Source organism: Streptomyces sp. NBC_01426 (assembly GCF_036231985.1).
In the GTDB taxonomy this organism is placed as follows: Bacteria; Actinomycetota; Actinomycetes; order Streptomycetales; family Streptomycetaceae; genus Streptomyces.
The window spans coordinates 6,957,632-6,970,175 of the sequence record NZ_CP109500.1 but is presented as its reverse complement, the minus strand read 5'-3'; the positions used below and the strand labels follow the sequence as shown (position 1 = coordinate 6,970,175).

The following is a 12,544-nucleotide window of genomic DNA, read 5'->3' as shown; positions in this document are numbered from 1 at the left end:
TGTCCCGGGCCGTCGGACCCGCCACGCGACCCGTCCGCGCGGCTGACCGGACGACGGACCGCCAAACGGCCGAGCGGTGACGTGGGGACGGTCGGCCCGGGCCGGGCCGGCGGTGGTGTGCGGGCGGTCGGCCCGGGCCGCGCATCCGGCGGAGGCCTCCTGACTCGAACGCACCAAGGCCCGTTTTGCGAACGCTCCCGTCGGGGAACCGCTGAGTCCACACAGGCGAGTGGCACGGAGGGTGCGGAACATGACGCAGGAGAACGCGACGACACCGGACGGCGCCGCCGCCGTGCACGACCTCGTGGCGGCCGTGTCCAAGGGCGCGCCGGAGTACCGCTCGTGTCCCCACCCCGTCTACGCCGCTCTGCGCGAGCGGGACCCGGTGGCCCGGTTGACGCCTCCGCACGGCGTCGCGACGTACCTCATCACCCGCTACGACGACGCCCGCGACGCCCTGTCCGACCCGCGGTTCAGCAAGAACATGCGCGGGGCGATGGACATCTACCACGCCGTGTTCGGGGACTTCTTCGACGCCTTGGACGACAACGTGCTGTTCTCGGACCCGCCCCGGCACACCCGGTTGCGCCGTGTCCTGCGGAGCGCCTTCACCCCCAGGCGGGTGGAGGAGATGCGGGCCGGGATCACCGAGATCGCCGAGCGGCTCCTCGCCGAGTGCCGCAAGAGCGCCTCGGTCGACCTGATGTCCTCGTTCGCGTTCCCCCTCCCGATCTCGGTCCTGTGCGAATTGATGACGATCCCGGAGGCCGATCGCCCCGAGATCCTGGAGCAGTTCGCGGTGGTCACGCGCTCCCGGTTCAACCCCGCGGCCAAGGCCGAGTTGAAGGCCGCCGAGGAGTGGCTGCAGGATCGACTGCGGCGGCTGATCGCGCACCAGCGGGCGAACCCCTCGGACTGCTTCCTCGGGGACATCATCAGGGCGGAGGAGGCCCTGGACGACGCGGAGCTGGTGTCGTCGCTGTGGGTCCTGTTCTTCGCCGGGCACAAGACCACCGCCTACCAGATCGGGAACTCGGTACTCGATCTGCTGCTCCACCCCGATCAGCTGGCGACGCTCCGCACCGACCCCACGCTGATCCCCCGGGCGGTCGAGGAGATCGTGCGCTTCGAGGGGTCGGTGGAGACGTCGACGTTCCGCTACGCGACCGAGGACGCGGAGATCAGGGGCACGGTGATCCCCAAGGGGTCGCTCGTCCAGATCGCCCTCTCGTCGGCGAACCGGGATCCGGAGAAGTTCGACCGCCCCGACGACCTCGACGTGACGCGCGAGGGACTCCAGGGCACGCACCTCGGCTTCGGCCACGGGACGCACTACTGCCTGGGCGCGCCACTGGCACGACTCGAACTCGAGATCGCGCTCTCCTGCCTGCTGCGGGAGTTCCCGGAGATGGAGATCGCACCGGACGAGGAACCCGCGGGGGCGTGGCTCAAGGGGCCGATGGCGGCGTTCCGCGGGCTGGAGCGGCTGCGGCTCGTCCTGGAGCCGTCGCGGCCGGTCGAGGCGCTCGCCCCGACGCACCGGTCGCCCGCGACCTCCGTTTCCGCCCACAGGTGACCCGATCCGAGGGACGGTGATTTGGCATGCAGAACCCCATGAACACCACCTCCGGCCTGCGCCTGGTGCGCGCGCCCGCCGAGGGGCTCCTGGTCCCCTCGGTGGCCACGGGTGACCTCGTCGGTGACCTCGCGCGGGTCGCCACGGCCGATTCCCCGCCGGTACTCGGCACGGAGCACGGGGCCCGGCCGAAGATCGACATGCACCATCACTACTGCGCCCCGGAGTGGCGCGAGTGGGCCGAGCGCCACGAGCTGATCGATCCGAGGCAGTTGCCGCGTTGGGCGGGGCTCGGCATCGAGGAAGCGGTCCGGTTCATGGACGGCGCGGGCATCACGACGGCGGTGCTCAAGCCGATGCTGCCGGCCCGCTACCGGTCGTCGGCGCAGCTCCGTGAGGCGATCACGATCACGCTGCGCTCGATGGTCGAGGTGAGTGCCTCCCATCCGGGCCGCTTCCTGCACTACGTGCCGCTCTTCCTGGACGATCTCGACTCGTCGTCCTGGGCCATCCGCCGCGGACTCGGGCAGCTCGGCGCCGTGGGCGTGAACGTGACGGCGAACTACGGCGGCGTCTACCTCGGAGACCCCTCCTACGACCGGGTGTTCGCCGAGCTGAACGAGGCCTCCGCGGTGGTGGACACCCACCCGCACCACCTGCCGGGCGGTCCCCCCGGTGCGCCGACGGTCCCCGGGATCCCGAACTTCATGTGCGACTTCCTGCTGGACACCACACGTGCCGCCGTGAACATGATCAGCAGGCGGACGCTGGACCGTTTCCCGGACATCTCGGTGATCCTGCCGCACGCCGGCGGCTTCCTCCCGTACATCGCGCCGCGGCTGGAGGCTCTCGGACGGTTCTGCGATCCGCCCATCGAGCCCGCCGCGGTCCGCGATCACCTCCGGCGCTTCTTCTACGACACGGCGGGCCCGATGGCGCCGGCCGCGACCCTCCTCGCCCATGCGCCCGCCGACCACATCCTGTTCGGCACCGACTGGCCCGCCGCGCCCGCCGACACGGTGCTGGACCTGGCGCTGCCCGCGCTCGACGCGGACCCGGCCCTCACCCCCGAACAGGTCCGGGGGATCCACCACGACAACGCGCTCCGCCTGATCCCGCAGTTGGCCACGGCCTGACGGCGGCGCCGCGCCCGCTCGCGGCCCTCCCGCACCGCCGCCCACGCACGCTCGTGGGCGGCACGTGCCGGTCGGGCCGCAGCGGACCCGGCCGGTGGGGTGGTCAGCGCCGGCCCGTGCCGGGGTCGGTGGCCGCGCGGGCCGGCGGCGTCCCCGCCGCGCCGGGGGTGGTGTCCGTACCACCGGGGGTGCTGTGCGTACCGGCGGGGCCGGTGTCCGTACCGGCGGGGGCGCGGTCCGTACCACCGGGGCCGGTGTCCGTACCGGCGGTCGCCCGCGACGTGTACGCCCTCGCGAGGAAACCGCCGCCCGTCACGAGGGCGAGTGCGCAGAGGATCAGGGCGGCCCCCACCGCGAAGGTGAACCGCACACCCGTCGCCACGGCCTGCGGGCTCGCCGTCGTGACATCGTCCGCGGCCGAGGCGAACGTGAACACCGCGCCCATCACGGACGCACCGGTGATGAGCCCGAGATTGCGCGAGAGGTTCACCAGCGCGGAGGTCACGCCCCGGCGTTCCGGGGCGATCTCCGCCATGACGGCGGTGTTGTTGGCCGTCTGGAACAGCGCGTAGCCGGCGGTGACGACCACCAGCGGGACGACGTATCCCACGACCCCCGACGACACCCGTGTCATCGACAGGGCAGAGGCGCCGGCGGCCATCGCGAGGAGTCCCGCGCAGATCGTGCGACGCGCTCCGAAGCGGTCCACCAGCCGCCCGGCCGGTACACCGGTCAGCGCGGCCACCACCGGCCCCACGGCCAGGACGAGTCCGACGAGGGCGTCGTCGAGCCCGAGCCCGCGCGAGAGGTGGAACGGCCCGACCACGAGCGTCGCCATGATCACGGTGGAGACGAGCGTGCCGGCGGCGAGGCCCGCGCTCAGGATCGGGTCGCGGAACGCCGCCAACTGGATCAGCGGGGACGCGACGCGCCCCTCGACCCGTACGAAGAGGACGACCCCGAGCGCGGCGACCGCCCACAGGGCCGCGTTCGCCGCGCCGAACCCGCCGTGCCCCAGAGTCATGGCGAGGGCGTAGGCCCCGAGCGTCAGGGCCAGCAGCGCCATGCCCGCGCGGTCGAAGCCGGACCGTGCGCCGGCGGGCTCACGGACCTGCCGGTCGATCGGGAGGTGACGGCGGGCGAGGAGCAGGGTCAGGATGCCCAGCGGTGCGTTGACGAGGAAGAGCGCCCGCCATCCGAGGCCGGAGATCAGCACGCCGCCGAGCGAGGGACCCAGGGCGGTACCGATCGCGGACATGGTCCCGAGCATTCCCATGGCGCTGCCGATCCGCGCCTTCGGAACCGTCTCGGCCACGAACGCCATGGTGAGCGCCATCATGACGGCCGCCCCGAGGCCCTGCGCCGCCCGGGCGGCGATCAGCAGCCAGAGCCGGGGCGCGGAGGCGCACAGCAGCGAGGCCGCCGTGAACAGTGCGATCCCGGCGAGCAGCAGCCGGCGGCGGCCCACGAGGTCGCCGAGCCGTCCGGCGCCGACGATCAGGGCGGTGACGGCCAGGAGGTAGGCGAGGACGACCCACTGGACCTGCGGGAAGGAGGCCGTGAACACGTGCGCCAGTGTGGGCAGGGCGACGTTGACGCTGCCGGCGCCGAGCGAGGAGAGCACCATGGCCAGCGAGAGCGCGGCGAGCGCCCCTCCCGGCGAGGTCGTTCCCCCTGCGTCCTCGGCGCCGCCGGCGCCGACCTTCCCGCGTCCCTCGTCGATCGGTGTCAACACGAACTCCGTTCTCTCACGGCCTCCGCCGGCCCGGCCGCCGGGTGGCGGCGGGGGGGCGGGAGGCGGCGTGGCCGGCGGCCCGGGCCGGTGTTCGGCCTCGGTGCGCTGCCGGGGAGCGTGCGCCGGCCCTCGTGGGACGACAATCTTTGTTGCCGGTTCCGGGACGACGGTATGGAATGCCCCCATGGACAGACCACAGCCCTACCGAGCGGTCCTCGACGAGGTCGGCCCCCGGCTCAGGCGCGTGCGCGCCGCGCGCGGACTCACCCTTGCGGCTGTCTCCGAGGCGACCGGCATCTCGAAGAGCACCCTGTCCCGGCTGGAGTCCGGGCAGCGCCGCCCCAGTCTGGAACTGCTGCTGCCGCTCGCCGGCACGTACCACGTACCCCTGGACGACCTGGTGGGAGCGCCCGAAGTGGGCGATCCCCGGGTGCGGTTGACGTCCCATGCCCTGCCGAACGGCGGGGTGTACGTGCCCCTGTCCCGCACCCCGGGCCCCCTTCAGGCGTACAAGATGATCATCACTGACCGGGGCGCCGACCCTTCCCCGCGGACCCACGAGGGTTACGAGTGGCTGTACGTGCTGAACGGCCGGTTGCGCCTGGTCCTCGGCGAACACGACCTGGTTCTCGGCGCCGGCGAGGTGGCGGAGTTCGACACCCGGGTGCCCCACTGGTTCAGCAGCGCGGACGGACGGCCCGTCGAGGTCCTCAGCCTCTTCGGACGGCAGGGCGAACGCATGCACGTACGCGCGAAGCCCCAGTCCTGACGCGCCGATCCGGCGCGCGGGGTCACCACCCGGGGCAGCCCGGGCGGTGACCCCGCGGGGACCGTCAGCCGAGTCGGGTGAGCCTGTTCACGAACGAGGGCTCGGCCAGATCGACGCCCACCGCCACCGGTACGGTCTTGGCGCCCGCGCCGTCACCGACCGTCAGCACCCCCACCTCGGCGCCCGCCTTCGCGGTGTGGGGCAGCGCGGCGGCACCGCCGCCGAGGGTGAGTCGCAGTTGCTGGCCCGGAACGCCGATCGCGTTCAGGTCCTTCGTGGCGACGAGCGGGGTACGGCCGCCGAGTCCGTCGTCCACGTGACCGACGACCTGTCCCTTGTGGATGACCGGAGTCGAGGCGAGTGCCTTGCGGACGGCTTCGATCACCTTCCGGCTGTTCTCCTTCACCAGCTTCAGGCTGTCCCCGCCGTTCAGGTCGGGGCCGTCCGCGTGCTGGTCCATCATCGTGCCGAGGATCAGGGGTGTCTCCTCGCCCACCGACTTGAACGAGGCCCACAGGAGCGTGCCGCCGGCCGCCGTACTCGACCCGGTCTTGATGCCCTTGACGCTGAGGTCCGCCGCCGTGAGCAGGCTGTCGTTGTTGTTGTAGATCGGCTTCGGCAGCCCCGGGATGGTCGCGTTGGGCAGTTTGACGATCGCGCGGAAGGCGTCGTTCTTCATCACCGCCTCGGCGAGCCTCAGTTGGTCGACGGCGGTGCTGACGGTCGCCTTGTCCAGGCCGCTGGGGTCCGTGTAGACGGTGTCCTTCATGCCGAGTTCGGCGGCGGCGGCGTTCATCTTCGCGACGAAGGCGTCCTGCGAGTCCGTGCCGGAGTCCCAACGCGCCAGCAGACGGGCGACGTTGTTGCCCGAGGGGATCATCAGCATCTTGAGCATGTCCTGCTGGCTGTACGTGGCTCCTGCTTTGAGCCCCTCGATGCGGGACTCGTCCTCGGAGGTCCCGTCCGCCACCGCCGCCGCGTCGACCGTGATGTCGGGGCCCTTGTCGGTGGGCTTGGCCAACGGGTGGTCCTTGAGGATCACGTAGGCCGTCATGACCTTGGCGACGCTCGCGGTCGGGACCGGCCTCTGTTCACCGAACACCGCGATGTCACCGGAACCGGGCACGCGGATGGCGCCCTGCCCCTCCGTGGGCCAGGGCAGGGTGAGCTGTCCGTCGACGGTGTGGACGGAGTCCGCGGCGACGAGCTTCGGTTCGGGCAGGGGACGCATCAGCTGGGCGCCGGTGAAGCAACCGGCGAGGACCAGCACGATCGGCGTCCAGATCTTGACGCGGCGCAGCGCGGTCCGGCGGGTGGTCTCCGTGGGCGGCGGGGTGTTGGTGAGCTCGGCCAACAGGTCCAGCGGGGGCTGTGGGGGCTGCGGGACCTCCCGGGTGCGCTCCGGGACGAGGGCGGCCGGGGCGGGAGCCGTCGGGGCGGATGCCATCGGGGTGCGGGCGGGCACGGGGGTGCGGGCGGGGGTCGGGGTCGAGGTCGGGGCTTCGAGTGCCTTCAGGGCGACGAACTCGCTGGTCCGCTCGGCGTCGTGCGCGTTCTCCCGCGCCCACGACGGCACGCGTACGGGCGCGGACGCGGAGGCGGAGGTGGGCACGGGCGATCCGCCGCGCGGCCCCGTCTTCGGGGCTGCGCCCGGGCCTGCCTTTGGTCCTGCGTCCGGGTCTGCCGTCGGTGCCGCTGTCCGTGCCGCCTTCGATCCTGCGTCCGGGTCTACAGCCGGTGCCGCTGTCCGTGGTGCCTTCGGTGCCGCCTTCGATCCTGTGTCCGGGCCCGTTGCGGCTCCCCCGGTCGCCTCGCCGGCGGAGCCTTCGCCGGGCTTCGGGGTCGTCGGGGCTTCCGTGCTCTTCGGGGTCGTCGGGACGTCCGGGGGCGTCCCGACGTCCGCAGCTGCGGGTTCGGTCCGCGGCTTCCGCCCGGGCTCGGAGGGCGACTCCGGGGCAGGGCTCGACTCCTCGGAATCGGTCGACCGCGCGGGCTCCGGCGTCCCCTCCGGTGCCGGGTCGGGGTCGGCCGCGTCCTCGGGGTCGGTCGCCTGGTCGGGGCGGGCCGTCTCCTCGGTACCGGCCGGCCGCTCGGGCACTGCCACTTCCTCGGGCTCACCCGATGCTCCGGGCCCTGCCGTCGCCGCGGGCTCCGGCGTCGGCTCGGGCTCCTCCCGGCCGTCGCCGGGCGTCGCGGCCCGCCCCGAGGGCTCGGGCGCGTCGGCGCCCCCGGCCTCCTCGGGACCGTCTTCGGTCGGACCGGCTTCCCCGGGCCCGACCCCACTCGTGCCGTCGCCGTCCCCCCGCACGGGCGCGACGGCGGGCGCCCGGCCCGCTCCCGCTTCCGAGGTCTGCGGGTGCGCCTCGGGCTCCGTAGTGCCCGAAGTCTCCGGAGCCTGCGCAGGGTCCGAGGAACCGTCCGCCACCGTTACCGCCTTCATCCCAGCCCCGCCTTGACATTCGCCTCCGGCGGCCGCTCCATCGCCCACGCGATGACGGCGGTCCGCCGGCTCTCGCCGATACCGTTCACCGGCGGATCCCACGGAACCCGCCGGACGTCTAGATGCGCGACGGACCCGGGGCGTTCCCCCTCCCCCATCCTGTGACCGTTCGGTCATACTCCGACGTCAGAGCGGGTGCGGGCGGTGCCCCGACGGGCAGGTGGACGAGGCTGTGGCGAGGGTGGCCGTACGGCTCTCGGAGTGACCGGTCTCACGTCGCCGTCGGCCCTGCCGCTGCCCTCGGCCGTCGTCGTGCCCTGACAGACTCCCTCCTTGATCACGGGGGCAAGGGGCCTTCGTACGGGCGGAATCGGGAGCGTTGTGCGCAAGGTGAAGTGGGTGGCCGCGGCCGCCGGTGTGGTGTTGCTGGTCGCGGGTTGTGGCAGCGAAGGCGGCGCCGACCAGGGCAAGGGCGGCGGTGAGGCCCCCGCGTCCGGTGCGGCGACCCCGGCGGAGCAGGGTGCGGGCACCCTGGACGCCGCCGCGGTGAAGAAGGAGATCGCGGGGGCCGCCACGGGCGCCGGATTCACGGAGAAGTCGGGGGACGACGTCCCCGCGAGCCTCCAGGCCTGCATGGTGTCCTGGAGCCCGGACGGCAAGAAGGTCACCGATTCCAAGCAGTCCTTCGACGGCACCGTCGCCGCCCTCGTCACGGGGGGCTGGAAGGAGACGCGGACCTCCGACCAGCCGATGTCCGTCATCAAGTCGCTGGACAAGAGCGGCTGGACGCTGAAGGCGAGCCACCAGGGCAAGGCCGGCAGCCTGCTGGTCATCTCCTTCATCGCCGTGGACAACGGCCCCACCTGCGCGAAGGCCTTCCAGGAGGACCTGGCCAAGAACAAGCAGTAGCCCCGCGCCGCCGTGTCCGCCCCCGCGGGACGGACACGGCCGCCCGGCGAGCCGACGGCCGGCTCGGCCGGTCAGCCACTCAGCCGGTCAGCACTCGGCCGGTCAGCCGTTCAGTGCGGCCATCAGCTCGGGCGCGTACCGGTCGCCGGAGACCACGCCGTGCGGGGCCACGGCGTCGATGGCCGCCAGCTCGGCGTCCGTGATCGTCACGGTGGTCGCGGCGACGTTCTCCTCCAGGTAGCGGCGGCGCTTGGTGCCCGGGATGGGCACCGCGCCCCGGCGCAGTGTCCACGCCAGGGCGAGCTGCGAGGGGGCGACGCCCTTCTCGGCGGCAAGGCGGCGGACCTGCTCGACGACGGCGAGGTTGCGGTCGAAGTTCTCGCCCTGGAAGCGGGGGTCGGTACGCCGGAAGTCGTCCGCCGCGAAGTCGTCCGGGCTGGTGACGGCGCCGGACAGGAACCCCCGACCGAGCGGCGAGTACGCGACGAGCCCGATGCCGAGCTCACGCAGGACGTCCAGGACGCCGTCGTGCTCGATGCCCCGCTCGAAGAGGCTGTACTCCGTCTGTACGGCGGCGAGCGGGTGGACGGCGTGGGCCCTCCGGATGGTGGTGGGCGCGACCTCGCACAGGCCGATGTGGCGGACCTTGCCGGCCGTGACGAGCTCGGCCATCGCGCCGACGCTCTCCTCGATGGGCACGTTCGGGTCGACGCGGTGCAGGTAGTACAGGTCGATGTGGTCGGTGCCGAGGTGGCGCAGGGACCGCTCGGCCGCGCGGTGGATGTACTCCGGCGTGCCGTTGTGGCCCCGGAAGGCGCCTTCGTCCGTGAACTCGACACCCGTCTTGGTGGCGATCACGGCCGCCTCGCGGCGGCCGGCCAGGGCCTTGCCGAGGAGCTGCTCGTTGACGAAGGGGCCGTAGCCCTCGGCCGTGTCGAGCAGTGTCACCCCCAGCTCCAGCGCCCGGTCGATGGTGGCGAGTGACTCGGTCTCGTCGGTGGCGCCGTAGTGGGCGCTCATTCCCATCAGCCCGAGGCCCTCGACGCCGACCTCGAGTCCCTGACCGCCCAGTGCGCGGATCTCCATGACATGCCCCTCTACAGGTAAGTAACTAACTGGATAGGTCAACCATGCATCCGACCGCCGAGGGATGTCAATAACCAGATAGTTACTTGCTAGGCTGCGGGCATGGCACGGGATTCCAGCGCAACCAAGGCACGTCTGCTCGACGCGGCCTTCTCCGAGTTCGCGACGTACGGCATCGCCGGTGCGCGGGTGGACCGCATCGCCGAGGCGGCGCAGGCGAACAAGCGACTCATCTACGTGTACTTCGGCAACAAGGAGGAGCTCTTCGACGCGGTGCTCCTGCGGGCGCTGGAGTCGGGCGCGGAGTCCGTCCCGTTCGACGCCGACGACCTGGCGGGGTACGCCGGCGCGGTCTTCGACCACCTCGTCGAGCGGCCGTCACTGATGCGGCTCGTACTGTGGAAGCAACTGGAGCGCCCCGGCAGCACGGACGTCGAGGCGGAGTCCTACCGCGACAAGATCGCGGAGGTGGAACGGGCCCAGCGGGCCGGTCGCGTCGACCCGTCCCTGGATCCCGCCGACGTGCTGACGCTGGTGATGGGGCTGTCCCAGGCCTGGTTCGGCGCGGTGGGCGGCCCGGCGGCCGGCGGCCAGGGCGTCGACTGGCCGGCCGAGCGCCTGTCACGGCATCGCGCGGCGGTGGTCGAGTCCGTACGCCGGGCCACGGCCGCGCCCGACGCGTGAGGTCCGAGGTCTGACACACCCCCGAGACCATTTCCCGAGACCACTCCCGAGCCCCCCGGCCGATCACATCGGGTGATGGAACGGATCCTTCCGGTCACGTCCACACCCCTACGGCATGCGTACGAGGCGATTTACGGCACCCGGATCCCAACCGGCGGCGATCGCCTGTACGTTCCGCCTCACAGGTGGGAACAACCCCATGGGGAGGCCGATGTGAAATCCACGCGCATGCGTACGAGACGAAGGACCGCGGCTGTGGTCGGCGGGGCGGTGGCGCTGGCGGCGCCGCTGGTGGTGGCCGGTGGCGGGACGGCGCAAGCCGCCAGCTGCAACGTGACCACCGGCCCGTACCAGCGACAGGTCGAGCAGTTCCTGGGGCGGCCCGTCGACGGGGTGCAGTCGTCCGCCGACTGCACCGCCATCCGATCGTTCCAGGCGACCCACGGCATCACGCCGACCGTGGGTTACGCGGGACCGCTCACCTGGCGCACGATGAGCACGATGTTGGACCAGCGAGCGGCGGGCACCACCCCCAACAAGGCGGGCAAGTGTCCGACCAATCTGGGGCGAATAGCCTGTGTCGACCTGACGCGCCAACTCAGTTGGGTCCAGGACGGGGCGAAGCTGGTCTACGGTCCGGTGCCGGTGCGCACCGGCAAGGACGGCACGGAGACCCGGACCGGCCTGAAGAAGATCTACTACCGCAACATCAACCACTGGTCGACGATCTACAACGTCGCCATGCCCTACTCACAGTTCTTCGACGGCGGCATCGCCTTCCACTCCGTGGACAAGAGCATGTGGAACCCGCCCGGGTCCGGTGGGTGCGTCAACATGCGGATCGCGGACGCCAAGGCGTACTGGAACATGCTGAAGAACGGCGACGACGTCTACGTCTACGGGAACAAGCCCGGGACCTGACGATCACCTCGGCGCCCCCGGCAGGGGGCGCTCAGGCCAACGGGGCCTCGCGCGTGCGGCATTGACCCATGTCATGCCGCACCCGGGAGGAACTCACGGCAGAGGGATGCGGCCGACCGGCCAGCCGGGGCGGCACGGCTGATCAGGCACGCGATCGGCGGGGCGGCTCAGAGCCGGTGAGCCGCCCGCGCCCCGAACGCCAGGCCCAGCGTCAGCAGGGCCAGCGCCCCGCAGAACGCCGGGGGCGACCACATCAACAGAGCCGGCCCGAACAGCGCGGTCGCCATGGCCACCATGGCCCAGGGAACGGCCAGACCGTAGAAGTCGGACCGCCGACCGCTCACCAGCGCCCACGCGCCGACCCCGAGGCCGAGCCAGAGCAGCAACACCCGCCACCACAGGCCCGATTCCGACGCGGGTGGATAGGTGCGGACGTGCCCGTCGATCTCCAGTCGGACCACCTGTCCCTTCCAGGTCCGCAACCGTGCGCGATCGCCCGCCCCGGCCTCCTCGTAGGTCTCCGGGGCCACCCCCAACCAGTCGGAGCCACCGCTCCAGGCCACCTTCACGTCGTGGTACCTGGTGCAGCTGGTGCCGGCGTTGCCGCCCCCGCCCCCGATGGTCACGGGTGCGCCGCCCGCCCCGCCCGCGCCGGCGGCAACGCCGCCGATGGTCGCCGGCGCCCCGCCCGCGGTCGTGCCGCCGCTCGTGCCGTTCGACGTACAGGTCTCCCCGGTCCTTCGGTCACGTACCTCGCCCGTTTCCTCGTGGAGGCACTCCTCGCCGCCGCACACGAACGCCCGCTCGTACGTGACGGTCGCGTCGTGGCCCCGGTCGAGGGCCCGCGCCGAGAAGAGGACGGCGAAAACCGCGCCGAGGACGACCAGCGCCCGCAACCAGGGCGGGAGCGCGTCCCCGTGCCGACCGCCCCTGTACTTGCCGGACTTCACCAGGACGTGATGCCCGGCGCCGGGGCCCGATATGCCTGTCGGAAAAGGTGATGCACCGTCGGACGCGCGTCCCTAGACTCACCCGTGTGTGCCACGAAGAGCGCGGCGCGTGTTTCGTCGAACCAGTCCACGAGGGGAGCCCGGCCATGTGTCACCGCATCGCCGTCCATGCTCCCCGGTCCCGGTACGACGTGATCCTGGTGTCTTCGGTTTCCCGGTAACGGCTGCGCGGCCGTCACCGGATGTCCGAGACGAAGTGACGAAGAAGACCTGATCCGCCCGGCGAACGAGCCGGTCGCGCGGTGTGCGCGGCCCGCCGTCGCGGCGCTCCGGCCCAC

General features: G+C 72.3%; 10 protein-coding genes. 6 read left to right on the top strand and 4 right to left on the bottom strand.

Features of this window, described 5'->3' with window-relative positions:
- Positions 1 to 250 precede the first annotated feature (250 nt).
- Complete coding sequence (locus tag OG906_RS31115; protein WP_329447391.1) at positions 251 to 1,576, top strand: cytochrome P450 family protein; 1,326 nt, start codon at positions 251 to 253, stop codon at positions 1,574 to 1,576.
- Between the two features lie 38 nt (positions 1,577 to 1,614).
- Complete coding sequence (locus OG906_RS31110) at positions 1,615 to 2,712, top strand: amidohydrolase family protein (protein ID WP_329447390.1); 1,098 nt, start codon at positions 1,615 to 1,617, stop codon at positions 2,710 to 2,712.
- A gap of 103 nt (positions 2,713 to 2,815) precedes the next feature.
- On the opposite strand, the gene OG906_RS31105 is transcribed toward OG906_RS31110, so the two are convergent.
- Positions 2,816 to 4,444 (bottom strand): MFS transporter, encoded by a 1,629-nt coding sequence (locus OG906_RS31105; RefSeq protein ID WP_329447389.1) that lies wholly within the window; start codon positions 4,442 to 4,444, stop codon positions 2,816 to 2,818.
- Between the two features lie 187 nt (positions 4,445 to 4,631).
- On the opposite strand from OG906_RS31105, the gene OG906_RS31100 reads away from it, so the two are divergent.
- Positions 4,632 to 5,216, top strand: a complete 585-nt coding sequence (locus OG906_RS31100) for a helix-turn-helix domain-containing protein (protein WP_267801001.1) — start codon at positions 4,632 to 4,634, stop codon at positions 5,214 to 5,216.
- Positions 5,217 to 5,280: 64 nt separating this feature from the next.
- Here OG906_RS31100 and OG906_RS31095 read toward each other — a convergent pair whose 3' ends face one another.
- Positions 5,281 to 6,828 (bottom strand): D-alanyl-D-alanine carboxypeptidase family protein, encoded by a 1,548-nt coding sequence (locus OG906_RS31095; protein ID WP_329447388.1) that lies wholly within the window; start codon positions 6,826 to 6,828, stop codon positions 5,281 to 5,283.
- A 1,209-nt stretch (positions 6,829 to 8,037) separates the two neighbouring features.
- Between OG906_RS31095 and OG906_RS31090 the strand changes: the two genes are divergently transcribed.
- A complete protein-coding gene (locus tag OG906_RS31090) occupies positions 8,038 to 8,565 on the top strand; it encodes a hypothetical protein (protein ID WP_329447387.1) in 528 nt (175 codons plus the stop codon).
- Positions 8,566 to 8,667: 102 nt separating this feature from the next.
- Here OG906_RS31090 and OG906_RS31085 read toward each other — a convergent pair whose 3' ends face one another.
- A complete protein-coding gene (locus OG906_RS31085; protein WP_329447386.1) occupies positions 8,668 to 9,651 on the bottom strand; it encodes an aldo/keto reductase in 984 nt (327 codons plus the stop codon).
- 102 nt (positions 9,652 to 9,753) lie between these two features.
- Here OG906_RS31085 and OG906_RS31080 point away from each other — a divergent pair, with 102 nt between their 5' ends.
- A complete protein-coding gene (locus OG906_RS31080; protein WP_329447385.1) occupies positions 9,754 to 10,335 on the top strand; it encodes a TetR family transcriptional regulator in 582 nt (193 codons plus the stop codon).
- 228 nt (positions 10,336 to 10,563) lie between these two features.
- Positions 10,564 to 11,256, top strand: coding sequence for a L,D-transpeptidase family protein (locus OG906_RS31075; protein WP_329447384.1), 693 nt, complete (start codon positions 10,564 to 10,566; stop codon positions 11,254 to 11,256).
- Positions 11,257 to 11,423: 167 nt separating this feature from the next.
- Here OG906_RS31075 and OG906_RS31070 read toward each other — a convergent pair whose 3' ends face one another.
- Positions 11,424 to 12,206, bottom strand: coding sequence for a hypothetical protein (locus tag OG906_RS31070; protein ID WP_329447383.1), 783 nt, complete (start codon positions 12,204 to 12,206; stop codon positions 11,424 to 11,426).
- Positions 12,207 to 12,544 lie beyond the last annotated feature (338 nt).